This is a genomic window from Rhizobium sp. 01T417 (genome assembly GCF_056398905.1).
Genome location: NZ_JBFTQH010000012.1, coordinates 101218 through 126622, shown reverse-complemented (window position 1 = coordinate 126622; position 25405 = coordinate 101218). Strand labels below are relative to the sequence as shown.

The window sequence follows — 25405 nt, the reverse complement described above, 5'->3', positions numbered from 1 at the left end:
GCGGCAGGATCAGCAATGGCACAACACAGAGATCAGCCGATGGCCCACATGCAGAACACCGCACATGATTCCCGCCGTTCGAAATCGCTGCTGACATTTATCGCGGTGGCTGCCGCCCTGCTTTCCGGCTGTGCCTCCCATGACCAACTGACGACCGGTGGCATTCCCGACGACTATCGCCAGCGACACCCGATCGTGGTTGCCGAAGCAGAGCAATCGGTCGATATCCCGGTCGCGTCGACGGACCGCCGCCTCAACATCGCCCAGCGCGACATGATCCGCGGCTTCGCGCAGAATTACACGTCGCGGGCAACCGGGCCGGTTTATCTGCTGACGCCCGAGGGATCGCCGAATGCGGCGGCAGCACGGCAGCTGCGGGGTCAGGTACGCGCTGAGCTTTCCGCCCGCGGCATCGCAAGTTCCAAGATCGTCAACAGTTCCTACGGAGCGGCCGGCGCGGGTGACGCAGCGCCCATTCGCCTGACTTTCGTCGGCACGACAGCAATGACGTCGCAGTGCGGTCAATGGCCGAGAGACATCATCAACGATTTCACCAACCAGAATTATTACAATTTCGGTTGTGCAACGCAGAACAACCTGGCTGCACAAGTGGCAAACCCGGAAGACCTGATCGCGCCTCGCGGCATGACCCCGATTGATGCGGCCCGCCGCAACGCTGCGATCAAAGAGTATCGCGAAACGACAAGCACGATTGAAGACGTCACCAGCAGCTCCAACAGCTTCTGATCAGTTTAGGACCGAACGATGAGTACAGTCGAATACGAGATCAAGAATACGACGGAGCTGCGCAACGCAGAAGATGCCGTTCGTATGGCCGAGCTCGAGAACATGCGGCCCTTGCCCCGCATATCGGTCCACGCCTTCTGCGAAAGCGAAGAACTGCAGCGTGTCATGGAGCGTTGCAGCCATGACCGCCGCATGTCGAAGGTCAGCCTGCGCATCACAAGCGGCGGCATTGCTGCGGCCGCTAACATGTTCGCCACGGCGCCAACGCCCAATCTGATCATTCTCGAAACCAGGACGGTATCTGCAAGTGTGCTGAACGAGCTGGCGCCGCTTGCCGCCGTCTGCGACCCGTCCACCAAGGTCATCATCATCGGCTATCACAACGACATCGCGCTCTATCGCGAACTTGTGCGCAACGGCATTTCCGAGTATATGGTCCAGCCCGTCGCCATGCCCGATATCATGATGGCGATGGCGACGATCTTCGTCGACCCTGATGCCGAGCCGCTCGGCCGCAGCCTCGCCTTCATCGGCGCCAAGGGCGGCGTCGGTTCCTCAACGATCGCCCACAATTGCGCCTTCGGCATCTCCAATCTGTTTTCGACCGAAACGATCCTGGCCGACCTCGACCTGCCCTACGGCACGGCCAATATCGATTTCGACCAGGACCCGACCCAGGGCATCGCCGAGGCGGTTTATGCGCCGGAACGCCTGGACGAAGTGTTTCTCGATCGCCTGCTGACGAAGTGCTCCGAGCATCTGTCGCTGCTTGCGGCCCCTTCCCTTCTCGACCGCGCCTATGATTTCGAAGGACAGGCGTTCCAGCCCGTGCTTGAGGTCCTGCAGCGCAACGCCCCCATCACCGTGCTCGACGTGCCGCATGCCTGGTCGGAATGGACACGCTCGGTGCTGGCCAGCGTCGACGAGGTCGTCATCTGCGCCTCTCCCGATCTTGCCAACCTGCGCAACACCAAGAACATGATGGATGCGCTGCGTAAGATGCGGCCCAACGACAAGATGCCGCATCTGATCCTCAATCAGGTCGGGATGCCGAAGCGGCCGGAGATCAGTCCGGCCGATTTCTGCGGTCCGCTGGAAACCGATCCGATCGCGATCATCCCCTTCGATGCCAACCTCTTCGGCAACGCGGCCAACAGTGGCCGGATGATTTCGGAGATGGATGCAAAGTCACCGACGGCGGAAACATTCTCGCAGATATCGCACATCGTGACCGGGCGGATTGCCATCAAGAAAGCACGCAAGGGTGGATTGCTCGGCCTGCTGAAGCGCAAATGACGCCCGCCAAGATCGGATTGGAATAAGGCATGTTCGGAAAACGCGGAAACGAGGGTTTTGGCAAGGCGGGCGGCACCATTGCGCCGCCTCCGCCGGTTCTACAGCCCTCCCCGTCTGCCCCTGCGATTCTGGTCGAGCCGCAGCGCGAGCCCCCGCGCCAGCAGGTTCCGCCGCCGCCGATGCAGACGCCGCAGCGCAAGCGCCCGACCCGCACGGATGAATATTACGACACGAAAGCGCAGGTCTTCTCGGCGCTGATCGATACGATCGATCTGTCGCAGCTTGCCAAGCTCGACGGAGAAAGCGCGCGCGAAGAAATCCGCGACATCGTGAACGACATCATCACGATCAAGAATTTTGCGATGTCGATTTCCGAGCAGGAGGAACTGCTCGAAGACATCTGCAACGACGTTCTCGGTTACGGCCCGCTCGAACCGTTGCTCGCCCGAGACGATATCGCCGACATCATGGTCAACGGCGCCGGCCAAACCTTCATCGAAGTCGGCGGCAAGACCATCGAATCCGAAATCCGCTTCCGCGACAATTCGCAGCTGCTGTCGATCTGCCAGCGCATCGTTAGCCAGGTCGGCCGCCGCGTCGATGAATCAAGTCCGATCTGCGACGCCCGCCTGCCCGACGGCTCCCGTGTCAACGTCATTGCGCCTCCGCTCGCGATCGACGGGCCGGCACTCACCATCCGCAAGTTCAAGAAGGACAAGCTGAACCTCGAACAGCTCGTTCGCTTCGGCGCCATCACGCCTGAGGGAGCGACGCTTCTCCAGATCATCGGCCGCGTCCGCTGCAACGTCGTCATTTCGGGCGGTACCGGTTCGGGCAAGACGACGCTGCTCAACTGCCTCACCCGCTACATCGACGTGGACGAGCGCGTCATCACTTGCGAAGACACGGCAGAACTGCAGCTGCAGCAGCCGCACGTGGTACGCCTCGAAACCCGGCCACCGAACATCGAAGGCGAAGGCGAGATCACCATGCGCGATCTCGTCAAGAACTGCCTGCGTATGCGTCCGGAGCGGATCATCGTCGGCGAAGTGCGCGGACCGGAGGTTTTTGACCTGTTGCAGGCAATGAACACCGGTCACGACGGCTCGATGGGCACGATCCACTCGAACTCGCCGCGCGAATGCCTCAGCCGTATCGAGTCGATGATCGCAATGGGCGGTTTCACTTTGCCGGCAAAGACCGTGCGCGAGATCATCTCCGGTTCGATCGACATCATCGTCCAGGCGGCCCGCCTGCGCGACGGCTCGCGTCGCATCACGCAGATCACCGAGGTGATCGGGATGGAAGGCGACGTCATCATCACCCAGGACCTGATGCGCTACGAAATCGACGGCGAGGATGCGTCCGGCAAGTTGATCGGCAGGCACAAGTCGACCGGTATCGGCAAGCCGCATTTCTGGGATCGCGCGCGCTACTTCAACGAAGAAAAGCGCCTTGCCGCGGCACTCGACGAAATGGAAGCGAAATCCAAGGATTAGTGAGATGTTCGGGTTCGATCCTGTTGTGTTGGCCATTGTCGCGCTTGCCGCCATTGCGGCTGGCGCCGTTTGCTATGGCCTTCTCTTCACGCGGATGGAAACCGAAAAGAAGTCGGCCAATCGCGTCAACCGCGTCGCTTCGGCGGAGGCTGACAAGGCCGGCGTCAAGGCAGCCCGCGACCGCGTCCAGGAAATGTCGAAGCGCCGGAAATCGGTGCAGGACAACCTGAAGGACCTTGAGAAGCGCCAGCAGGAAAACACCAAGAGGAAGCTGTCGCTGAAGTCGCGGCTGACCCAGGCCGGCCTCAAGACCACGCCGGGACGGTTTTACATGTTCAGCGCCATTGTTGGCCTTGTCTTGATGTTCGTTGCCTTCCTTGCCGATGCGCCTGTCATGGTCGTGCTCGGTCTGCCCATCATTGCGGGACTTGGCATGCCGCGCTGGGTACTGGGCTTCCTGATTAAGCGGCGCCAGAACAAGTTTCTCGATGAGTTTCCCAACGCGCTCGACGTCATCGTACGCTCGATCAAATCAGGCCTGCCCTTGAACGATGCCATCCGGCTCATCGCCAATGAGGGCAAGGATCCCGTGAAGAGCGAATTTCGCCGCGTCGTCGAATCACAGCAGGTAGGCCTCAGTGTACCGGATGCCTGTGCACGTATGAGCAATTTCATGCCTCTGCAGGAGGTCAGCTTCTTTGCAATCGTTATTGCGATCCAGTCGCAGGCAGGCGGCAACCTTTCTGAAGCCATCGGCAACCTCGCAAAGGTCCTGCGCGACAGAAAGAAGATGAAGGCGAAGGTCAAGGCACTGTCGATGGAAGCAAAGGCGTCGGCCGTTATCATTGGCGCGCTGCCGTTCATCGTTGCAACCCTCGTCTATCTGACATCGCCGGAATACATGCTGATCCTCTTCACCGACCCTCGCGGCCACCTGATCATGGGTATATCGGCGGTCTGGATGTCGATCGGCATTTTCGTCATGCGCAACATGGTCAATTTCGACATCTAGTGGAGAACGGGCGTGTCATCTGACCTCGCGACCAAACTGACAGACCCCTCCATGCTGATCGCAGTGTTCGTGGCGATCGCTGTCTTCGCCAGCCTGTATACAATCGCTGTCCCGTTCTTCGAGCGCGGCGACCTCAACAAGCGCATGAAGGCCGTATCGACGGAGCGCGAGCAGATTCGCGCTCGCGAACGCGCGCGCATGAACACCGATTCCGCCGGGAAAGCTTCCCTTCGTACCCAGAACAACCGCTCAGTGCGACAGATCGTGGAGAAGTTCAACCTTCGCGAGGCACTGGTCGACGAGAACACCATGAACAAGCTCCGGGCAGCCGGGTTTCGTTCCGAAAATGCCTTGAACATGTTCCTTGTCGCGCGCTTCCTGTTGCCGTTCCTGTTCTTCGGCCTTGCAGTTTTCTGGGTCTTTGGTCTCGATCATCTGGCCGACAAGCCAACGACGATGCGCTTCCTGGTGACGCTCGGCATCGCCTATGTGGGCTTCTATGCACCGAACATTTTCATCTCCAATCGCATGTCAAAGCGCCAGCACTCGATCAAGCGTGCCTGGCCCGACGCGCTCGACCTGATGCTAATCTGCGTCGAGTCGGGTATTTCGATCGAGGCCGCCATGCGTCGTGTATCCGAAGAACTCGGCGAGGCCTCGCCGGCGCTGGCGGAAGAGATGATTCTGACGACCGCCGAGCTTTCCTTCCTTCCCGATCGGCGGGTTGCGCTTGAGAACCTCGGCCTGCGCACGCAGATCCCACTGGTGCAGTCCGTCACCCAGGCCCTGATCCAGGCGGATCGCTACGGCACGCCGGTTTCCCAGGCGCTGCGCGTCCTCGCACAGGAAGGCCGCGACGAGCGCATGAACGAGGCAGAGAAGAAGGCTGCGGCACTTCCCCCGAAGCTCACGGTGCCGATGATCCTGTTCTTCCTGCCGGTTCTCGTCGCCGTCATCCTCGGGCCAGCTGGCATCCAGGTCGCGGATCGCTTCTAGTATTTCGACGAGGCTGGCGATCTACACGCATTGGGCATAGGGTCGGGCGTTTTCCGAGTCAGCTGGAGCCCGCGATGTCGTCTGTAAGCATCTTCCTGAGTATCATTGCCGCCCTTTCGATAGGGGCGATGAGCCCCGGTCCGAGCTTTGTCCTCGTTTCACGCATTGCAATGTCGCGTTCACGTCTGGACGGGCTTGCGGCAGCACTCGGCATGGGCATTGGCGGCGTTGCCTTCAGCGCGTTAGCGCTGGCGGGGCTGACGGCACTGCTTGCGCAATTCGAGTGGCTTTATCTGGCGCTGAAGGTGGCGGGTGGCGCCTATCTCGTCTACATCGCCCTCAAGATCTGGCGTGGCGCGCGCGAGCAGATCCATATCGGCGACGCGGCAAGCGACCATCGCTCACTCGCCCGCAGCTTCATCACCGCTCTGCTGACACAGCTCAGCAACCCAAAGGCGATCGTCGTCTACGCCAGTATCTTCGCAGCCTTGTTGCCGAAGACGGTTCCGCTTGGACTGATTTTTTCGCTGCCGATCGGCGTGTTTGCCGTCGAAGCCGGCTGGTACACGATCGTCGCGCTCGCATTCTCGGCCAGCCATCCGAGGCGGCTCTACCTTGCTGCGAAGACGTGGATCGATCGCCTGGCAGGGACGGTCATGGCCGGCCTCGGCGTGCAGCTTGTCACCTCGGGGCTAGCCGGCCGCTAACGTCAGTTCGTGGCGGTGGGACCGCTACCGCTATCCTTGGCCGCAAGCTTTTGCCAGGAATTCTGCTGTGACAGCATAGAGCGCAGATAGGCGACATTGGCGTCAGCCTGTTCTTGCGAAAGCTCGCCACGCGCAATCTTTTCAGCTTCCGGGAACCGGCCTTGAAGGCCAATGACGAGCGCCAGATTCTGACGGACCCGACTATCGGCGGTGGGCTGGCCTGCGGCCTGACGCAGATAGGTCTCGGCCGTTCGGAGGTCACCGGTCAGCACATAAGACATACCGAGGTTCGACAGGATCGATGCTTCGTTCGGCTGGGTGTCGAGCGCTTCGCGATAGCGCTGGCGGGCTTCGGCAGAGCGGCCGAGCTGATCGAGGATCGCGCCCTCCGCCGATGTGAGCTTCCAGTCCGGACGATCCGGCGTCTGAGCGCGACCGATCGTATCAAGCGCCTGCTGTAGTTGACCGGCGGCAGCCTGGGCCTTTCCGTAGGCCGCGAGCACGGTTCGATCAGTCGGGTTGGCAATGGCAACCTGCTGCATGACCGCCAGCGCCTGGGCGTCGCGGCCCTGCATGCGCAAGAGGTTGGCATAGTTCACGCCATTGACGGCATCGCGCGGGTTCTTTTCGTAGGCCTGTCCGACACGCTCGGACGAGCTGCGCAACTCGGCTTCGTTCATCGCTTCGACCGGCTTGGCGAGGGTCGGCACCGATCCCGTCGTCATCCGATCCTTGGTTGTCGTGCAGCCGGCGAGTGCCAGGGCGACGAGCGCGGTCGAAGCGCCCTGAAAAACCCGAGTTTTGAGCGAAGTATTGGCCGAAGCAGGCATCATGTGTCCCTGAGATCCGAATCGGCGTCTGACCTCAAAGCGGAACAGGGAAAGGCTTTGACGCAATCTTCACTCCAGCAATAGTCTGTTAACCCTAACATACCGTTAAGACGCGATTCCCGGACTTGCCTCGAAGGAAACACATGGCACCCTATCAGTTCATCGAGAGACCGACCCCGTTCAACACCAAGGGCGGCTCGACCCTGCCGATCTTTGCCGTCACCCCGGCGCATATTGAAACCGGCACGATCGATCCCATCGCGCTCGATTGGGCCAAGAAGGCGGGATATAAGGCCGAAAGCGGCTCACTGCTGCTCATTCCGACAGAGGACGGTCATCTCGGGGGCGCGTTGTTCGGGCTCGGCACCAATCCGTCCGAGCAACCTTACATTACCGGTAAGCTTGCGCGCACGCTGCCGGCCGGCGACTGGCACATCGAAACCGCACCGCTGACGGCCAACCGTCTCTCGCTTGGCTTCGGCCTCGGCAGCTATCGCTTCGACCGGTACAAGTCGGAGAAGGCGTCCGCTCCAACGCTGATGATCCCGCGCGATGCTGACGGAGCGGATATCAAGCGACAGCTTGCCGGCGTCTTCCTGGCGCGCGACCTGATCAACACGCCGACTAACGACATGGGACCGAACGAACTGGAAGCCGCCTTCCGCGGGCTTGCCGCCCATTACAAGGCGGAAATCAATGTCGTCAGCGGTGACGATCTGCGGCAGAACTTCCCTCTGGTCTATACGGTCGGCCGCGCGAGCGCCGATGCGCCGCGCCTGCTCGAAATGCGATGGGGCAAGAAGGGTCACCGCAAGATCACGCTCGTCGGCAAGGGTGTGTGCTTCGACACCGGCGGTCTCGACATCAAGCCGGCCTCTTCGATGCTGCTGATGAAGAAGGACATGGGCGGCGCGGCAAATGTCATGGGGCTGGCGCTGATGATCATGGACGCCAAGCTCAAGGTCGATCTCAGGGTTATCATTCCCGTCGTCGAAAACTCGATCTCGTCCAACGCCTTCCGCCCGGGCGACATCTACCGGAGCCGCAAGGGGCTGACGGTACAGATCGACAATACCGACGCCGAAGGCCGGTTGATCCTCGCAGATGCGCTTGCCTACGCTGACGAGGATGCTCCCGACCTCCTGATCGACATGGCGACGCTGACGGGTGCGGCGCGCGTGGCTCTCGGTCCTGACCTGCCGCCCTTCTTTACCGACGATGCCGAACTCGCCGAGGACTTGACCGAAGCAAGCCTTGAGACGGACGACCCCCTGTGGCGACTGCCGCTCTATGCCGGCTATGAAAAGGATATCCGCACCAAGTTTGCCGACATCACCAATGCGCCGGCGGGCGGCATGGCCGGTGCAATCACCGCCGCCCTGTTCCTCAAGCGCTTCGTCTCCAGCGCCACAAGCTGGGCGCATTTCGATATCTACGGCTGGGCGCCATCAGAACGACCGCACTCCCCCGGCGGCGGCGAGGCGCAGGCCATTCGTGCGCTCTATCACCACATCCGGCAAAGTGTGCGTTAACGCGATCGTTAAAATTTTATTCACCCTTTGGGGCGTCAGATTTTCCGCCCCATTGCTTTGCGCGACCACGTGCCGGAAAATGGAACGTGGGGCGTAACGAGTTTCCGGAGGAGCCATGCCGATCGCACTGACGGCTTCGCAGGCATTGGGCCTGTGGCATGGTGTGACGCTCGATCAGGTCAGACTCGATGATCGCGATTTGACGTTGCGCCAGATGGCGATCCTGCTGCATATCTATCTCGTGCCGCCGCCGCATACCGTGCGCGGCCTAGCTGCGACGCTCAACGTGACCAAGCCTGTCATCACGCGGGCCTTGGATACGATGGGGGAAATGGGTCTGGTCGACCGTGTGCGCGACGAACGCGACCGGCGAAATGTCGTGATAAAGCGTACCGTCGGAGGGGCGCTCTATCTGGAAAAGCTTGGCGATCTCGTGCGCGACCAAGGTCGCCGCCTGACGCCGTGAAAGGGATACAATGACGATGCTTGATCGCCGCTTGCATGCCTACCGACCGGATCTCGCCGAGGCGAGACTGGAAGGACGTGTGGAAGCCCTGCGCTTCGTTGCCGGCACACCGGCCCGGGTAGCCGTGCCGGTCATCGGTTTGCGGCCAGTGCCCGATCTCGCCAAGGGAATCGATACGGAACTGCTCCTCGGAGAGGAGGTCACCGTCTACGATCGCGCCGACGGATGGTGCTGGGTCAAGGCCAGCGGCGACAACTATGTCGGCTATCTGCCGGAGACCGCCCTTTCGGACGTGCTTGTTGCGCCGACACATGTCGTCACGGTCCAGCGGACTTTCCTCTATCAAGAGGCGGAGCTGCGCAAATCGTACCAATCCATCCTATCCATGGGCAGCCGCGTCCGGATTGTCGGTGAGGCAGAAACACGCGGCAACCACTATGTGATGCTGGAAGACGGCACGGCGATCTTCGCAAAGCACGTGCGGCCGATCGGCGAAGCTCAAGGTGGCGACTATGTCGACGTCGCAAGCCGGTTTCTTGAGACCCCCTACCTCTGGGGTGGTCGCTCCGGACTTGGCATCGACTGTTCGGGCCTCGTTCAGCTCTCGATGCTGATGACGGGACGAAGCGTGCCGCGCGACACCGACATGCAGGCGGCGGGCCTTGGCGAGCCGATCGACCGGGCCGACCTGCGCCGAGGCGATCTGGTCTTCTGGAAGGGGCACGTTGCCATCCTGGAAGATCCGGAAACGATCATCCACGCCAACGGCCATACAATGACCGTGGCTCGCGAAAACCTCCAGGATGCCATCAAACGCATCGGCTGGCTCTACGAGCAACCGACAGGCTATCGCCGCCCGGTCATCTGACCGGCGGCTTCGGCCATGACCTGATCCCGCCCGTCCACGTTTCAAAAGCCTTCGACAGCTTCAAGACAAACATGTCATTGAAGCGGGGGCCGACGATCTGCAGCCCGATCGGCATCCCTGATCGCGAAAAGCCGCAATTGATCGAGGCGGCGGGCTGCTCGGACAAGTTCCACGGCACCGTGAAGCAGATGTGCTCGAAGGGACGCGCGGGATCGTTCGTCGGCGAAGCCCATTCGGCCGGATAGGAGACGATAGGGTTGGTTGGCGAAATCACGGCGTCGACCTTCGTGAACAGTCTACCGCAACTCCTGCGCATCTCGATCGTCTGATTGAAGCCCCTGACGGCGTCCACGCCGCTTACGGAAGCGCCGCCCTCGGCCCAGGCGTAAATGTAGGGGAGGATGCTGTTTCTGCGCTCACGGCTTAGCTTCTCGATTTCGCCCCAGAAGCGCGCACGCCAGAAGCTATCCAACCCGTCCAGCATCTCCCGCGTCAGAACAGGCTGAACAGGGATGACAATCGCGCCGGCCTCCTCAAAACGTCGGCCGGCAGCCTCAACGGCCGCCCGCACCTCGTCCTCGACCGCGAGGCCACAGCCGGCATCAGGCATCAGCCCAATCTTCAATCCGCGAACATCGATCTGAAGATCCATCCAATCGAGATCCGCTGGAGGCAGGCTGGTGCCATCGCGCCAGTCCGGACGCGAGAGCGTCGCCATCGCTTGGGCCGCGTCTTCGACGGTACGCGTCATCGGTCCGGCGCAACGGCCGACATAGAACGGATCGATCGGGATGCGACCGTGGCTCGGCTTGAAGCCGAAGATCCCTGTCCAGCCTGCCGGCAAGCGCACCGAACCACCGATGTCGGTACCGATGTGCAGGGGCCCATAGCCCGCAGCGGCCGCAGCAGACGCCCCGGCGCTCGATCCTCCGGGATTCTGCGTGGTATCCCAGGGATTGCGGCTTAGGGGGTGGAAGCTGGAAAGACCCGAGGAAAGCATCCCGTAATCCGGGCAGGTCGTCTTCGCAAAGAGCACCGCGCCGTCCTCGCGCAGCCTGGCCGCGGCCGGCGCATCCTCGGTCGCAGGCTGCAGTTCGACCGCCTTGGTCCCGAGTGGCACCGGCTGCCCCTTGGTAGCGATCAGTTCCTTCAGCGTCGCCGGGATGCCATCGAGGAGCCCAATCGTTGCTCCCCTCATCCATCGGTCGCTTGACGCTTGCGCCTGCTTGCGCGCCGCCTCCGGGTCATAGGCGTAGAGCGCGCAGATGGCCGGCTCCCACGCTTCAATGTGTCGTTCCAGTGCCAGCCAATATTCAAGCGGAGACAGGCTTCGATCGGCGAAGCGCCGCCTCAATTCGTGGATCGTCAAGTCGGTTTCGGACATGGCACTCTCATCCAAACCTGTGGTTTCGAACACTGACGGCACTCGTCTCGCGCGGGTCGAGCATGTCGCGCAGCCCATCGCCAAGCATGTTGAAGCCGAAGACGCAGAGTGCGATGGCAAGGCCGGGCAGGATGGCCAGCCATGGCGCGAGCGGCAGGTAGGTTTGCGCGTCGGCCAGCATACGGCCCCAGGTCGGGGCGGGTGGTGCGATCCCGAGGCCAAGGAAGCTGAGCCCGGCCTCCGTCAGCACGGCCAAGCCCAACTGGATCGTTACTTGGACAATGATCTGGCTCATGATGTTCGGGAGCACGTGGCGGACGGAGATCGCGAAGCGGCTGTTTCCGATTGCGCGGGCAGCGAGCACGTAGTCCCGGCTCCAGGCTTGGAGGGCCGTGGCAAGCGTGACGCGGGCAAAGACGGGAATCATGAACGTTGCAATGGCAACGATCGCAGTAAGCCGGCCCGGACCGAGAAAGGCGCCCAGCATCATCGCCGAAAGAATCGGCGGCAGCGCGAAAACGACGTCGCAGGCGCGCATCAGCAACGTTTCGAACACGCCCCGCACGGCAGCGGCCGAGATACCGGCGATCGAACCGAGCGTCCCGCCGATCGCCACGGCGGCAACGGCGATGGAAAGGGAATTCCAGCAGCCGACCATCAGCATCGAGAGGACATCTCGGCCGAATTGGTCCGTGCCGAGAACGCCGAACGCGAAAGGGGCCTGCAGCTTGTGAATGATCTGCATCTTCGCTGGCGGCAGCGGCGTCCAGACCAGCGACAGCACCGCGACGGCGACAAGAAGGGTGATGACACCGCCGCCGACGACCAAATTCATTCTCCGGCTAATGTCAAATCGCCGGCGCTTGAGGCCTATTGGATTGGAGGCGATCGGCGCCATGTCAAACGCCTTTCCGCAGGCGCGGGTCGATCGCCAGATAGGAGAGATCGACGATGAAGTTCATGACGATAACGAGCCCGGCAAAGAGCAGGACGACATCCTGCATGACGATGATGTCGCGCTGCGACAGCGCCTGATAGGCAAGACGACCGAGGCCCGGAAGGTTGAAGACATTCTCGACCAAAACCGCGCCAGCAACCAGGAACGGGAACTGCAGGCCGAGGATCGTCAGAACGGGAACGAGGGCGTTCGGCACCGAGTGCCGCCACAGGACGCGCCGCTTCGACAATCCCTTGGCAAGGGCTGTCCTCGTGAAATCCTCATGCAGGGTTTCCAGAACGGCAGAACGCGTGACGCGTGTCAGGACCGCCGCTTGCGGGAATGCGAGCGCCACCGCGGGCATAAGAAGCGCTTTGAGGGCTGGCAGGAAGCCGGCGTTCCAACCCGGGAAACCTCCGGCCGGCATCCAGCCGAGCGCCGTCGAAAACAGCATGATCAGCAGTAGAGCCACCCAGAAGCCCGGAACGGCGATGCCCATCTGCGAAAATATCGAAGCGACAGCGTCAGGCAATCCGCCTCGATGCGCCGCCGCAAGGGCACCGAGAGGGATCGCGATGGCGACGGAAAGCATGATCGCCATCAGCGCCAGCGGAAGCGTAACCGCCAGTCGCTCATGAATCAGGCCGGCAACCGGCACACCGTAGGTGTAGGATTGGCCGAGGTTTCCGCGGAATACGCCAGCGAGCCATTCTCCATAGCGCCACAGGAGCGGCTGGTCGAGCCCAAGCTCGTGACGCAGGCTTGCGAGCGTTTCCGGTGCGGCTGACGTGCCCAGCATGATGGAGGCCTGATCGCCCGGCAGCAGATCCATCACCGCAAAAATCAGCAGCGAGACGATAGCGAGCGTGACAATCAGACCGACAAGGCGACGAGACAGAAGCGTTATCATTTCACGTCCGGTACGATCCGCCGCCTCACCATATCATCAGCCCGTAATCAGTCTTCCCAGGAGACGTTCGTAAGGACGTTCGAGGGAATGGGTTCATTCTCCCAGAGACCCTTCAGCTTCTTGTCCCAGACGCCCAGCTTGGGCATGACGAAGAGATAGAGCGCCGGCACATCCTCGGCCAGAATCTTCTGGGCGTCGCCGAAGATCTTCGCTTGCGCTACAGGATCCGAGGTCTCCTGCACCTTCTTCATCAGCTCGTTGAACGCGGGATTCTTGTAGTTGAAGTAGTACGGATCACGGGCGTAGATGTCGATGTCGAGCGGTTCGGCGTGCGCTACGATCGTCATTTCGTAGGCGCGGTCCTTCATGACATCCTGCACCCACTTGGCCGGGAATTCCGTCGGTTCGATGTTCATGGTTACGCCGATTTCAGCCAGCATCGCCTGCATGACCTGCGCGCTACGTGGCGCATAAGCCATTTGCGGCGACTTGATCGTGAAGGTGAAACCATCAGGATAGCCGGCTTCGGCAAGCAGCGCCTTCGCCTTTTCGGGATCATAGGGCAGCGCGCCGGTGAGATCGACGTAGCCGGGGTCGTTCGGCGTGTAGTGGCTGCCGATCGCCGTACCTAGCCCCGACCAGGCGCCGTCAATGACCGTCTTCCGGTCGATCGCCATCATCAACGCCTGACGGACGCGTTTGTCGTCGAAAGGCTTCTTCGCGTTGTTCATGCCGGCGACAACCTTCAGCTCGGTATTGCCGATCTTGGTCGTAAGCTTCGCATCGCCGTCAAACGAACTCATCAGCTCAGGCGCCGCGAATTCCGGAATGGCGTCGACATCGCCCGACTTCAAGGCCGCGGCCTGGGCCTGCGGATCGGCGATGAAGCGGAAGGTCACCTTGTCGAGCTTTGCCGTGGCGTCCTTGCTCCAATAGTCGGCGTTCCTTGCGAGCTCGACCTTGTCGCCCTTTGCCCAATTCACGAACTTGAACGGGCCGGTGCCAACGGGCGTCGTCTTATCCCCGGCGGCAGACTTCGGGCCGACCATCACCGAGGCCGGCCAGCCGAGCCAGTAGAGGAGACTGCCTGTTGGAGCCGCGAGATGCAGGACGAGCGTTTCCGGGTCCGGTGTCTCTATGGAAGTGATCGAGGCGAAGAAGCGCTTTTGCGGGTTTACCGAGTCAGCACCGCGCGCGCGATCGAGCGCAAATTTCGCTGCAGCGGAATCGAAAGCCTCGCCATCATGGAATTTGACGCCGCTCTGCAGCTTGAACGTATAGGTTAGACCGTCCGGGGAAACCTCCCAGCTCTTGGCGAGCTGTGGCTGGATCTTCCCGGTCTCGTCAATCGTTACAAGGCCTTCGAAAACGTTCTGCCAGGTGACCTGGCCGATCGCGACAGGGGCTGCGATCGTCGGATCAAGGCCGGTTGGCTCCACCGTCATGCCAAGGGTCAGCGTGGTCTTGGCGGCTTCCGCGGGGGTCTGCCCCAGCAGCACGAGGCCAACTGAAACCGCCGCACCGAGATAAAATCGCCGAGCCAACAGCGCCGACGGCGCACGCGAAACCTTCATCAATTTATTCCCCTGTCTGCCCGCCGCCGTGGCGATGACTTTTATGAGCCAACTTGTCACTCCCAAAACGCACACCGCCTGGCGGGAATTAAGGCCGAGATCTGCATTCGGGGTCTCCGTCGATTTAGGCGCTTTGTTTAGACGAACTTGCGCGATCAGGGTAGCGGTCTCCAGGGTAGCGGTCTCGCCAAGCCTGCTGGGCGCCAGCGACTGGCAGTGCGGTGGCCTCAAAGACTCCCCGCGCAATGGCGCGTGCCATGACCATCGTGGCGAGATGGCAGAGCTCGAAAAAGGCGGGCAAATCCGGTCGGGGCCTCCTGCCCGTCGAGGCAGCAAAGACAGTGTCGCCGTCGAAAGGCAGGTGCGCCGGCAGCAGGGCGCGGGCGAAACCGTCATGGGCCATGATCGCGAGACGGTGCGCCTCCTGCTTGGTCAATTCGGCGTCGGTAACGATGGCGCCAATCGTTGTCGCTATCGTGTTCATGCCCTTTAGCCGCATGCGGATGTCGGCTTGTGAGATTGGCGCGGGCAAGCCGAGGCCGCCAAACTCCCGGCCCTGCTCGAACGGCGCCGACCAGAAATGCGGCCCCTCGCCCACTGTCGCCGAGCCAAGCGCATTGACGGCGACGATCGCTCCAATCCGCAGGCCGGTGCTGGTCTCGCCACTTGCCGAACCGAGCCCACCTTTGACGGTCGCGGTTGTGGCACCGGCTCCCGCACCGACGGAACCGAGGGTAAACGGCCCTTTCGCCGATGTCTTGAAGGCTTGATAGCCCATGTCGCGATAGGGCGACTGCAGCCCCCAATCCTTGTCGCCGCCGTTCAGCAGGTCCATCAGGATCGCCTGCGGAACGATCGGCACCTTCAGGTCGCCGACGGGAAAACCTCGCCCGGCTTCCCGAAGTCCCGCCTGAACGCCGCCAGCCGCGTCAAGGCCGAAGGCCGAGCCACCTGACAGCACGAAGGCATCGACTGCGCCGACCGTCATCGACGGATCGAGAAGCGCCGTGTCACGACCGCCCGGAGCGCCTCCGAGAACCACAGCGGAGGCCGTTGCCGGTTCGTCGAAGACGATCGCGGTCACACCTGAGCCGAGCCTCAGATCCGTCGCGTTTCCGACCGAGACGCCATCAATGTCGGTAATCAGATTGAGCAAGCGCGCCACCCTTGTTGAGCAAGAGCGCGATAGGACCGCAATGGCGGTCAAAACACAAGACCGGCCTCACCTTTGGCAAGACCGGTCTGAAATCTGTCAGGGCTGGTTGGGCATGCCCTCAGGCATGGATAGGCTTCGGGTGACGGCGGGTCATCAGATCATGGATCGCGAGCTTCACCTCAGCCGGCGAGCTGAAATGCTGCTCGTCCAGATCGTGAACGTGAAACTTCACTGCGATGAACTTCAACCGGTTCTCATCCGGGATGACGATCCCGACGGGAACGCCTGCGTATTCGATTACTTCTTTTTTCATGCGTAGAACTCCTGCCGCGCGGTATGCGCTGGCGATGGCGAATTGACTTGTCTGATTCCGTTAAGGGTGGACGAAGGTCACATTCGACAGTTCGGGCGGGAGAGAGCGCCCGGACGGTCATTGCCAAGCACAGATCGCCCAGGGAAATTGGCGAGAGTGTCGATGTCAGTCATGTCTCGTTCCTTTCTCTGGCGTTGCGCTTGTTTGAGGCCCTGGTGTTCCAAGACCGGCGACGGCCGCGCTATTAATCTACTTTGTTGGTAGACTATAGCTAGCAGCCTACAAGAAACATATTCCGAAACGTGTCAAAATATCGACCATTCGGAAAATTTCATTCCATTAAGATCGAATTGACTGAAAGAACTCTATCAAGTCTTTGTGCAATTCGCGTGACAGTCCGACGGTCTCTTTCGATCACGGCGCAGAGATAGGAAGTCCCGCTGATTCCGGCAATGGGCATCTGATGAAAAAACGGGAAAGCCTCGAAATGACCGAAATGGTTAACGCGGGCAAAAAACAGGCTACCACCCCTCGGAGAGCACCTTTTCCAGCATGTCGACGAAGAAATCGGCGCTCTCCACTGTCAGGCAAAGGGGAGGCTTGATCTTCAACACATTGAGGTGATCGCCGGTCGGCTGCATCAAGACCCCGAGATCGAGCAGGCGGCCGCAGATTGCCGCTGTCTCTTCGCTCGCGGGTTCCAGCGTCGTTCTGTCGCGGACGAGTTCGAGCCCGAGGTAAAGTCCCATGCCGTGCACCGCGCCGACGATCGGATAGCGGTCGATCAGCGCGACCAGACGGCTCTTGAGATGATCGCCAACATCGCGCGCATTCGCCTGCAGTTCTTCATCGGCCATGATATCGAGGACGGTCATACCCACCACGGAACTGACCGGACTGCCGCCAGCGGACGAGAAGAAATAACCTTCCTTCTCCAGCGAATCGGCAATGGCCCTGGTCGTGATCACAGCGCCGAGCGGATGTCCATTGCCCATGCCTTTCGCTACCGTGATGATGTCGGGGACGACGCCCTGTTGCTCGAAGCCCCAGAAATGGTGCCCAAGCCGACCGTAGCCCACCTGTACTTCGTCGGCGATGCAGACGCCGCCGCGGGCCCGCACCTGCCTGTAGACTGCGGCAAGGTATCCGTCCGGCAGCGATATTCCGCCGGCATTCCCGTAGACCGGCTCGGCGATGAAGCCGGCCAACCCCTCGCCCCGTGCATCGACGGCTTCAAGGGCGTCGACGACGGCCTCCACGTAACCAATCGTCGATTCCGAACCGCGGAACGCACCACGATAGGTATTGGGCGAGAGGACGGCGTGCACCCAGTCGGGCCGCGTCGTCAAAGCCTCCGGATTGTCGGCGATCGAGGTGGACACCGCATCGCTCGCAACCGACCAGCCGTGGTAGGCTTCGAGAAGGCTGAGCATATGCTTGGCGCCCGTGTGCGCCCAAGCTAGTCGCAGGGCGAGGTCGTTGGCTTCCGATCCGCTGTTGACGAGGAACACCGCATCCAGCCCTTCCGGCGCCAGGGAGGTCAGGCGCTCGGAAAATTCCGCAATGGCGCCATAGTGAAAGCGTGAATTGGTGTTCAGCCGCAGCCACTGTTCGCTGACCGCCTCCGCCAGGCGCGGGTGGCCATGCCCCAGAATGGTGACGTTGTTCAGCATGTCGAGATAGGCACGGCCCTCGACATCGAACATATGCTCCTGCCAGCCGCGCTCCATTTGCGGCGGTATTTCGTAGTAGTTCTTCTGCGGCCTTGCGAGATGGGCCTGCCTGAGCGCGAACAACGCTGCCGACGCCGGCTTCGGCGCATTGACGCCAACGCCCAGAAGGGCAGCCGCGATGGACATAGTTCCGACCAGGCCATGGCCTCCTGCGGAGTGCAGAACAGCGGCGGTTCGACGCCTGGCAAGGTGGAGAGTTGTACGCGCAGCCCGCCGAGAGATCCGCTCTCACCGGATATGGTCCCGAGCGGTTGCCCGGGCTCGACCTCGGCTTCGTTTTCAAGCGACGGCTCAATCCCGTCGAGATGAAGGCTGACACCCTCGCCTGCCAGAACGAAATGGTGATCCTTCCGAATGACCTTCCCCGCGAATGGAGCAGCAACCGTGCTGCCGCCCGCAAGACAGACGTCGGAATGCAGCGTGAAGGTTGCGGATGGGGTGGCGCTCCGAGGCTTCGAGCGCGACAATCGGTATTCGCCGTAACGCGTGGCCGCAGTGCCCGTCTCGGCTGCCGCGCGCGCGAGCAGGCGCCAATCCATGTCGGACTGCGCCCAGTTTCCCGCAGCGAAATGCGGGCTTTGGACACCGAGATCGACGAAGGATATGGTCGCCGGGTCGATGTCGGGCAACAATGGACGCCAGTCCTCCATCGAAACCGCGGCCGTTTCGATGCCCACCGCCTTCAGGACCGCGACTTCCATGAGTTCGAATGGAACGGATACCGCCATATCGAATATGCGGCGTTCGAGCTCGAGATTGCCGCGAACATAGTCGTTCTCGGGATCGATCGAGATCTGCTGCTCGCTGCTGGCGACCAGAATGACCGCGCGGGCAACGACGAGCGGCCAGAGCGCGCGTAGCTCCTCCTCGGTGAGCGGATAGACCTCGTGATATGCCTTCACTGCAGGAAGAATGTACTGCGGATCGCCATCAGCCTGATGTAGCAGCGAGGCGCAGGTGACCGCCAGATCGCCGATCAGCCAGCCGCGAATGATGTCGCCGAAATCGATGACGCCGTCAGGGACCAGATGGCCCCGCTCATCACGACGGCTGACAACGTTGTCGCCGGTCACGTCATGGTGCACGGCCTGTAGCCGCAAGGACGGCGCCAGGGGTTGGATTCGCCTCACGGCTGACACCATCGTCTTGGCGATGCGATCACGTGCGGCGCTGTCGGTGATCGCCGACAACAACTGGACCGCGACCGGACCGGCGCGGCGCAGGTCCCATTGCAGGCTGCGGTCGAGACCAGGATGCGTGAAGTCGGCCAGCGACTGCGCCAGGCGGGCGCAGAGAGCTCCCAGTGCCGCCACCGACTCTTTCGGCAGGTGCTTGAGTTGCGTCAGCCCCTCGCCTTCAAGATACTCCAGCAGTCGAACCTGAAAGGTCTGGTCGCGCACGGTGACAGCGACGATGTCCTGCCCGTCCGTCGATGGGATGACGTGAGGAACGCGCGGCGCATCCTCTTTCGTGCCGATGTGGCGGATGGCTGCGTTCTGCGCCTCGAGCTCCACCGTCTCATAGGTCACATGGCATATCTTGAGCACGTAGCTTCGTTCGCCGGTATCGAGGCGATAGTTGCGATCCTGCTGGCTGCCGAGCTCGGTGATCGCTCCTGACAGGCCATAACGCGACTGAAGGATGTCGCCGGCTTCCGCAGCGGTCACGTCAGGGCGTGGCAACGTCGCGCGATCGGCAAGCGTCTCGTCAGTCATGGCATCCCCCGCGGCATGATTCGATTTCGCAGACTACGCAGATAATCGAATCCTTGCCACCGGCAAGCGAGGAGATCGCGGTCGATCGACGGCAAAGCCGCCGCGGCGATCAGCCCATGCGTTCCGATGCGTAGCTGCCCGGACTTGCGGGAAATACGATCGTGCGGTTGCCGTTCAGGAAGACGCGGCGATGGATATGCGCATGGATGGCGCGTGCCAGAACCTGGCTCTCCACGTCGCGGCCGATGGAGACGTAATCGTCGGCGCTCTGAGCGTGGGTGATGCGGGCGGTATCCTGCTCGATGATTGGCCCCTCATCGAGATCGGCCGTCACATAATGCGCCGTGGCGCCAATGAGCTTCACGCCGCGCTCATAGGCCTGCTTGTAGGGGTTGGCGCCCTTGAAGCTCGGCAGGAAGGAGTGATGGATATTAATGATCTTGCCGGACATCTTGCGGCACATGGCATCGGAAAGGACCTGCATGTAGCGGGCGAGCACAATCAGTTCGGTGCCGGTCTGGTCCACGAGATCAAGGAGCTGAGCCTCGGCCTGCGGCTTGTTTTCCTTCGTCACCTTGATGTGGTGGAACGGAATATCGTGGTTCACCACGACCTTCTGATAATCGAAGTGATTGGAGACCACGCCGACGATATCGATCGGCAGCGCACCGATCTTCCAGCGGTAGAGCAAGTCGTTCAAACAGTGGCCGAAGCGCGACACCATCAAAAGCACCTTCATGCGGCTGGCGCCATCATGGATTTCGGCTTCCATGTCGAATTTCTCTGCGACCGGCTTGAAGCCTTCCTTGAGTGCAGCAAGACCGACGCCTTCTTCTGAAATGAAGCTGACACGGGTGAAGAACTTGCCGGTATCGAGATCGTCGAACTGCGACGAATCGACGATGTTGCAGCCCTGATCGGCCAGGTAGTTCGCGATCGCCGCCACGATCCCGCGCGTCGACTTGCACGTCACCGTCAATACATAGCTCGTCATCTGTTTCCGTCCTTCTCGCGCCGCCTGTCGGCCGGCTGCTTAGATCAAAGAGAAAGTCACGGATAGAGCACCGCGCCTTCATTCGTGCAACTATTTGCAAGAGACGCCATCAGAAGCTTTCAGGTTCCTGGCGCCTCCCCGTCGCGATCAACTTACGGCAGAGCGTGCAAAACTCCGTTCCGCTTGCGTCGTCAAGACGCGTATCCCCGCCGTGGGCCGCACTTGCGCGGCCCCTTCGACGAAGTCACGTTTTCGAGATGACGGCCACCCGAGCGAAGCGCTCGCTTGATGGAAGCCGACGCCGCGCCTACATCGACAATAGAGATGTAATACGACGGATCCGGCGATATGCGGTTCGCAAGAGTGTGGTTGATAGCCTTGGCAGCAACCGGCGCAAGTTTGGCGCCCGGCGCGAGCTTTGCCGCGGATTGGCGGCGAGCCGGCGAGCCGCAGGTCCAGTCGATCTATCCCTATGCAAACCTGCCGGGCGTCAAGGCGCAGCCGGATCCAAAGGACGAGGAACAGTATAGCTGCCGGACGGAGACACGGCCGCTGCGCCGCGGATATGACAAAATCTTCCGGACCGGCGGGCTGCCAACCCTCGTCTACGTCTGCGATCGTGACGGCGTGGAAAGTGTCGGCACGCAGGTGCCGCTGCGCGGACACTATCAGCCGGTCCGCTGACCCGTTGGGCTGCCCAGGCGGTCGCCCCTACTGCGCATTATGAGTGTTCGGGAGCCCGTGCAGCCGGATTTTACGCCCAGCATTGTCCGAACGACAGCTCGCTGGCGACAGCGCGCCCAAGTCCTGATCGCAACCGCAATCAGCAGCCTGATCGGACGTCTTTACCTGCGCTGCTAATGTCTTTGGGGGAAGAAATGGGAAGACCTTATATCGGCCTTCACTTTGCATTTCTTAGGGAAATGGTGCCCAGAAGAGGACTCGAACCTCCACGCCTCGCGGCACAGGTACCTGAAACCTGCGCGTCTACCAATTCCGCCATCTGGGCGACGGAGAGCCATGTACGGGGGCGGCCCCTTGCTGTCAACAGGGTTTTTGAAGTTTTCCTGACAGGCAGCAAAAAAGTCGTTGATGCCACTCTTCGCCAGCGCGGTTGCAATCTGAGGCGGCCGCGATAGCGATTGCTGCAAAGGCGTCCTATATACACAGCAGAAAGGATCGTCTGATGGCCGGCTCTCGTAATTTTTGCCTGATCGCGCTCTTCTCCCTGCTGCCCTACACGGCGTTTGCGATGCCGCTCGGCGTGTCTCCGCCCGCCGCCGGCGCATCGGACATCATCCGTGTTGGGTCGACGATGTGTGACGCGCGCGGCTGCTTCACTTTCGGGCCGGTCCAATCGTTCCGCCCGTCCTATGTGCAGCCGAACTATCGGCCGCCGACGGCCACCGGTCCGACCTACTATCGGCCGGCTGCGCGAGGTCGCGGACCGCTCTATTACGATCCCCCGCCCGTGCGCACGGTGCAGCCGAAGGCACAGGGACAACAGTTCCATGTGGATTGGTGCCGTAACCAGTACCGGACCTACAATCCGAAGACTGATCGGTTCCTGACCTATGAGGGTATCTACAAGACCTGCAATTCGCCTTACGACTAGGCTCAGCTTTCCAGCGAAGTGCGATCGACATGGCCGAGATCCCGGCCGGGTTCGATGATGTCGCGCACGCGCTGCTTCAACTCCTTCGGACCGGGAAAGCCGCCATCGCGCTTGCGCTCCCAAATCAGGTCGCCATCGACCCGGATTTCGAAATTGCCGCCGGTGCCGGGAACGAGCGCCACTTCGCCGAGACTGTCGGTGAAGGTCTGCAGAAGCTCCTGCGCCATCCAGCCGGCGCGCAGCAGCCAGTTGCATTGGGTGCAGTAGAGGATCGTCACGCGGGCTTTCTTGTCGCTCATATCAGGGGTTTCCTTTCGTCACTCCGATTTAAGAACTGCCGTGGCGTGGCGCAATCCGTATTGCAATCACCGGGCGCTCGGTGTTCCTCTCGGAGCCAGAAATCGTACTGGAGATGCTGATGCGGGTCGCCGTCATCGAAAACATGAAAAGCACGCCGCTCGGCTCGCTGGGGCTGGCGCTGGCGGAAGCCAAGGCCGAGATCGAGCACTTCTACCCCTGGATCGACGGCAAGCTACCGGCAGGCATTGCCGATCATGACGCCCTGGTGGTGCTCGGCGGCGAGCAGAATGCGATCGACGACGCGAACTATCCCTACCTGCCAGGACTTGCACAGCTCATGCGCGACTTCGCCGAGGCCGACAAGGCGGTGCTCGGCATCTGTCTTGGGGCGCAGATCCTGGCGCGCGCCTACGGTGCGGAGAACCAGCTGAATGCAGGACTGGAGTTTGGCTGGCACTCGGTCAGCAAGTCCGAGGATGGGCACGCGGATCCGTTGCTCTCCAACCTCGAGGCGGATTTCACGACATTCCAGTGGCACAGCGACACCTTCACACTGCCGCAGGGTGCGACGCGTCTTGCAGTGAGCGAGCTTACTCAGAACCAGGCGTTTCGTATCGGGCGCGCGGCCTACGGCACTCAGTTCCATTTCGAGGCCAGCGCATCTGTCATCGATAGCTGGAAGGGCGAGTTTGCGGAATCGATCGAACAGATGGAGCCGGGCTGGCATGAACGCTACGCGGCGCTTGCCTCCGCGCACGCCGCGGCATCAGATGCCACCGGCCTTGCCATCGGCCGCAATTGGGTCCGCATGATCCGAGCGGAAGTCCGATCACAGCCCATGGTCGCCGGCGTTTAAGCCGGCGACTTGACATCCCTAGCCGGCTTAGGTGGCGGAGCGGATCCAGACGAGCATTTCGCCGGGCGCGCGGTTGTCCCACAGATGGTAAGGCACAAAGCGGGCCGTACCCGTTCCGGCTGCCGGCGGCTTGGTCCGATAGAGCGTCGCACCCCAATCCGACTCATCCTTGGTCACAGCGATATCGAGAGCCACCGCACCACCGAGTTCGGCGATCTCAGCCGTCTTCGCGGATATATCCTCGCCGAGCCTGATTCCGTTCAGGCCTGCGCCGTTATCCGTCGCCTCGACGCAATAGACGAGCGGGCCACGCATCAGGGCAGTCCGTCCGGCATCCTGGCGCACCAGCGGGTTTGCCCAGAGAGCGCGTGCTTCGAGCGGAATGTTCAGGTCGATCTTGTCGCCATCGCGCCATTCGCGTTCGATGCGGGCGTAACCATCGAGTTCGACCGAGCCGAGATCGATTGTCTCACCGTTGACGGCAAGTGTCGTCCCCTTTGCCCATTCCGGGATGCGCAGCGAAACCGCAAAGCGTGCCTGCTTGCTCGTCTTGATGTCGAAGTGGACGGCCCCGTGCCAGGGATAGCGGGTCTTTTGCGTCATCTCGACATTGGCATCCGCGATCTTGAACCGCGCGCGTCCTTCGCCATAGAGGTGGACGGCGATCTCGTCATCCGCGACGCCATACATGTAGGAACCGATAGAGGCGAGCAGGCGGGCAATGTTCGGCGGGCAGCAGGGGCAATGGTGCCAGACCCAGCGATGATGCTTGCCGGCACTTTCCAGCGGGTTCTCGTAGAAGAACGTCTTGCCGTCGAGCGAGAGCCCGGCCATCGCGCCGTTGTAGAGTGCCTGCTCCATGATATCCGCATAGCGCCGGTTCGGGCCGCGGCCGAGCATGCGGTTTGCCCAGAACACCAGACCGACGGAAGCGCAGGTCTCGGCATAGGCGCTTTCGTTCGGCAGGTCATAATAGTCGGTGAAGCCCTCATTGGCAGCCGCCGGCCCGATGCCGCCGGTGACATACATCTGCTTGGTCGTCAGATCATCCCACAAGGTTTCTAGGGCGCCGGTCAGGCTGTCATCGTTGTATTCCGTCGCGATGTCGGCCATGCCGGAATAGAGGTACATGGCACGAACGGCGTGGCCGACGACCTTTTTCTGCTCGCGAACCGGCTGATGAGCTTGGCCGTACTCATAGGTCTTCTGGTGAAAGTCCGCTGCACTGCGGCCGTCGCGGTTCGCCTCGTCGGTGAAGAAGTGCGGCTCGGTTCCGCGCTCATCGACGAAGAACTTGGCAAGGTCCAGATACTTCTTCTCGCCGGTCGCGCGGGCAAGCTTGACCAGTGCCAGCTCGACTTCCTCGTGGCCGCAATAGCCGGGAATCTTGCCCGGGCCATGACCGAAGACCGTAATCATGTAATCGGCAAAGCGGCACATGATGTCGAGCAGCTTGCGCTTGCCGGTGGCCTGATAGTAGGCGACGGCGCCTTCCATCAAGTGGCCGGCGCAATAGAGTTCGTGGTGGTCACGCAGGTTGGTCCAGCGACGCTCGGGCTGAACCCGCTGGAACCAGGCATTCACATAGCCGTCCTTGTCCTGCAGTTTCTCATACATGTCGACGATGGCGTCGACCCGGGCTTCGAGCTCCGGATTGGCCCGGCGATAGAGCGAATAGGCCACTGTCTCGATCGATTTGCCGAGGTCGCTATCCCAGAACATCTGCGTCGACCCGCCCCAGGGACCGATGGGGATCACGACGCCGGGGCTCGGCTTGGTGACGTCGATCGCCTGCAGCATACCCGCCGCGACGCAACGGTCGAGCAGCGTTTCAGCGGTGCTGTCGCAGATCGCGTCCTGGCGCTCCCCGAACAGCCCGTGCACATCGACATCCGGCACGGGAAGCGGGCGAAACTGGCGGTCTCTTTTCAACTTGTTCATGGCTTGATCCATCTTTCTTCAGAA

At 61.5% G+C, this 25405-nt stretch carries 22 protein-coding genes, 1 tRNA gene and 1 pseudogene; 12 read left to right on the top strand and 12 right to left on the bottom strand.

The window, feature by feature from the left end; translation table 11 throughout:
* Nucleotides 1–15: 15 nt before the first annotated feature.
* The 6 genes from AC1DPR_RS14675 to AC1DPR_RS14650 all read left to right on the top strand — a co-directional run bounded on the left by AC1DPR_RS14675 (nt 16) and on the right by AC1DPR_RS14650 (nt 6257).
* Nucleotides 16–747, top strand: coding sequence for a CpaD family pilus assembly protein (locus AC1DPR_RS14675; RefSeq protein WP_026371530.1), 732 nt, complete (start codon nt 16–18; stop codon nt 745–747).
* Nucleotides 748–765: 18 nt separating this feature from the next.
* On the top strand, nt 766–2043 hold the full coding sequence (locus AC1DPR_RS14670; RefSeq protein ID WP_018855321.1) for a CpaE/TadZ family protein: 1278 nt from the start codon (nt 766–768) through the stop codon (nt 2041–2043).
* Between the two features lie 29 nt (nt 2044–2072).
* Nucleotides 2073–3542, top strand: coding sequence for a TadA family conjugal transfer-associated ATPase (locus AC1DPR_RS14665; RefSeq protein WP_018855322.1), 1470 nt, complete (start codon nt 2073–2075; stop codon nt 3540–3542).
* Between the two features lie 4 nt (nt 3543–3546).
* Nucleotides 3547–4554, top strand: coding sequence for a type II secretion system F family protein (locus AC1DPR_RS14660; RefSeq protein ID WP_018855323.1), 1008 nt, complete (start codon nt 3547–3549; stop codon nt 4552–4554).
* Between the two features lie 12 nt (nt 4555–4566).
* Nucleotides 4567–5550 carry a type II secretion system F family protein gene (locus tag AC1DPR_RS14655; protein ID WP_018855324.1) on the top strand — a complete coding sequence of 328 codons (984 nt, stop codon included), beginning with the start codon at nt 4567–4569 and terminating at the stop codon, nt 5548–5550.
* A 74-nt stretch (nt 5551–5624) separates the two neighbouring features.
* Nucleotides 5625–6257: a LysE family translocator gene (locus tag AC1DPR_RS14650; RefSeq protein WP_477816585.1), complete on the top strand. Its 633-nt coding sequence runs from the start codon at nt 5625–5627 to the stop codon at nt 6255–6257.
* 2 nt (nt 6258–6259) lie between these two features.
* Here the strand turns inward: AC1DPR_RS14650 and AC1DPR_RS14645 are convergent, their stop codons facing one another.
* A complete protein-coding gene (locus tag AC1DPR_RS14645; RefSeq protein ID WP_026371531.1) occupies nt 6260–7087 on the bottom strand; it encodes a tetratricopeptide repeat protein in 828 nt (275 codons plus the stop codon).
* A 143-nt stretch (nt 7088–7230) separates the two neighbouring features.
* Between AC1DPR_RS14645 and AC1DPR_RS14640 the strand changes: the two genes are divergently transcribed.
* The 3 genes from AC1DPR_RS14640 (at nt 7231) to AC1DPR_RS14630 (ending at nt 9953) form a co-directional block, all read left to right on the top strand.
* Nucleotides 7231–8619, top strand: a complete 1389-nt coding sequence (locus tag AC1DPR_RS14640; protein ID WP_018855327.1) for a leucyl aminopeptidase — start codon at nt 7231–7233, stop codon at nt 8617–8619.
* Nucleotides 8620–8734: 115 nt separating this feature from the next.
* A complete protein-coding gene (locus tag AC1DPR_RS14635) occupies nt 8735–9085 on the top strand; it encodes a MarR family transcriptional regulator (RefSeq protein ID WP_018855328.1) in 351 nt (116 codons plus the stop codon).
* A 10-nt stretch (nt 9086–9095) separates the two neighbouring features.
* Nucleotides 9096–9953: a C40 family peptidase gene (locus AC1DPR_RS14630; protein ID WP_477816584.1), complete on the top strand. Its 858-nt coding sequence runs from the start codon at nt 9096–9098 to the stop codon at nt 9951–9953.
* Here AC1DPR_RS14630 and AC1DPR_RS14625 read toward each other — a convergent pair.
* The 8 genes and pseudogenes from AC1DPR_RS14625 to purU all read right to left on the bottom strand — a co-directional run bounded on the left by AC1DPR_RS14625 (nt 9946) and on the right by purU (nt 20669).
* A complete protein-coding gene (locus tag AC1DPR_RS14625) occupies nt 9946–11337 on the bottom strand; it encodes an amidase (protein WP_477816583.1) in 1392 nt (463 codons plus the stop codon). The two genes, AC1DPR_RS14630 and AC1DPR_RS14625, sit on opposite strands and share 8 nt — an antisense overlap.
* 7 nt (nt 11338–11344) lie before the next feature.
* Nucleotides 11345–12235, bottom strand: a complete 891-nt coding sequence (locus AC1DPR_RS14620; RefSeq protein ID WP_477816582.1) for an ABC transporter permease — start codon at nt 12233–12235, stop codon at nt 11345–11347.
* 1 nt (nt 12236) lies between these two features.
* Entirely contained in the window at nt 12237–13184 is a 948-nt protein-coding gene (locus tag AC1DPR_RS14615) for an ABC transporter permease (protein WP_477816581.1), read from the bottom strand.
* 47 nt (nt 13185–13231) lie between these two features.
* Complete coding sequence (locus AC1DPR_RS14610; RefSeq protein ID WP_026371532.1) at nt 13232–14761, bottom strand: ABC transporter substrate-binding protein; 1530 nt, start codon at nt 14759–14761, stop codon at nt 13232–13234.
* Nucleotides 14762–14882: 121 nt separating this feature from the next.
* Nucleotides 14883–15923 carry a P1 family peptidase gene (locus AC1DPR_RS14605; RefSeq protein ID WP_018855334.1) on the bottom strand — a complete coding sequence of 347 codons (1041 nt, stop codon included), beginning with the start codon at nt 15921–15923 and terminating at the stop codon, nt 14883–14885.
* A 109-nt stretch (nt 15924–16032) separates the two neighbouring features.
* The gene (locus AC1DPR_RS14600) at nt 16033–16227 is read right to left on the bottom strand and encodes a hypothetical protein (protein WP_007529092.1); all 195 of its coding nucleotides are present in this window, start codon (nt 16225–16227) and stop codon (nt 16033–16035) included.
* Nucleotides 16228–16748: 521 nt separating this feature from the next.
* A pseudogene (locus tag AC1DPR_RS14595) lies at nt 16749–19675 on the bottom strand (aminotransferase).
* A 109-nt stretch (nt 19676–19784) separates the two neighbouring features.
* Nucleotides 19785–20669 carry a formyltetrahydrofolate deformylase gene (gene purU / locus AC1DPR_RS14590; protein ID WP_018855336.1) on the bottom strand — a complete coding sequence of 295 codons (885 nt, stop codon included), beginning with the start codon at nt 20667–20669 and terminating at the stop codon, nt 19785–19787.
* A 348-nt stretch (nt 20670–21017) separates the two neighbouring features.
* Here purU and AC1DPR_RS14585 point away from each other — a divergent pair, with 348 nt between their 5' ends.
* On the top strand, nt 21018–21353 hold the full coding sequence (locus AC1DPR_RS14585) for a hypothetical protein (RefSeq protein ID WP_026371533.1): 336 nt from the start codon (nt 21018–21020) through the stop codon (nt 21351–21353).
* Nucleotides 21354–21593: 240 nt separating this feature from the next.
* Here AC1DPR_RS14585 and AC1DPR_RS14580 read toward each other — a convergent pair.
* Nucleotides 21594–21678, bottom strand: a tRNA-Leu gene (locus AC1DPR_RS14580).
* Nucleotides 21679–21855: 177 nt separating this feature from the next.
* Between AC1DPR_RS14580 and AC1DPR_RS14575 the strand changes: the two genes are divergently transcribed.
* The gene (locus AC1DPR_RS14575) at nt 21856–22284 is read left to right on the top strand and encodes a BA14K family protein (protein WP_018855338.1); all 429 of its coding nucleotides are present in this window, start codon (nt 21856–21858) and stop codon (nt 22282–22284) included.
* 2 nt (nt 22285–22286) lie between these two features.
* Here the strand turns inward: AC1DPR_RS14575 and AC1DPR_RS14570 are convergent, their stop codons facing one another.
* Nucleotides 22287–22583, bottom strand: coding sequence for an Rdx family protein (locus AC1DPR_RS14570; protein ID WP_018855339.1), 297 nt, complete (start codon nt 22581–22583; stop codon nt 22287–22289).
* 119 nt (nt 22584–22702) lie between these two features.
* Between AC1DPR_RS14570 and AC1DPR_RS14565 the strand changes: the two genes are divergently transcribed.
* Nucleotides 22703–23440 carry a type 1 glutamine amidotransferase gene (locus AC1DPR_RS14565; protein WP_018855340.1) on the top strand — a complete coding sequence of 246 codons (738 nt, stop codon included), beginning with the start codon at nt 22703–22705 and terminating at the stop codon, nt 23438–23440.
* 27 nt (nt 23441–23467) lie between these two features.
* On the opposite strand, the gene AC1DPR_RS14560 is transcribed toward AC1DPR_RS14565, so the two are convergent.
* A complete protein-coding gene (locus AC1DPR_RS14560) occupies nt 23468–25381 on the bottom strand; it encodes a glycoside hydrolase family 127 protein (RefSeq protein ID WP_192304051.1) in 1914 nt (637 codons plus the stop codon).
* Nucleotides 25382–25405: the final 24 nt, after the last annotated feature.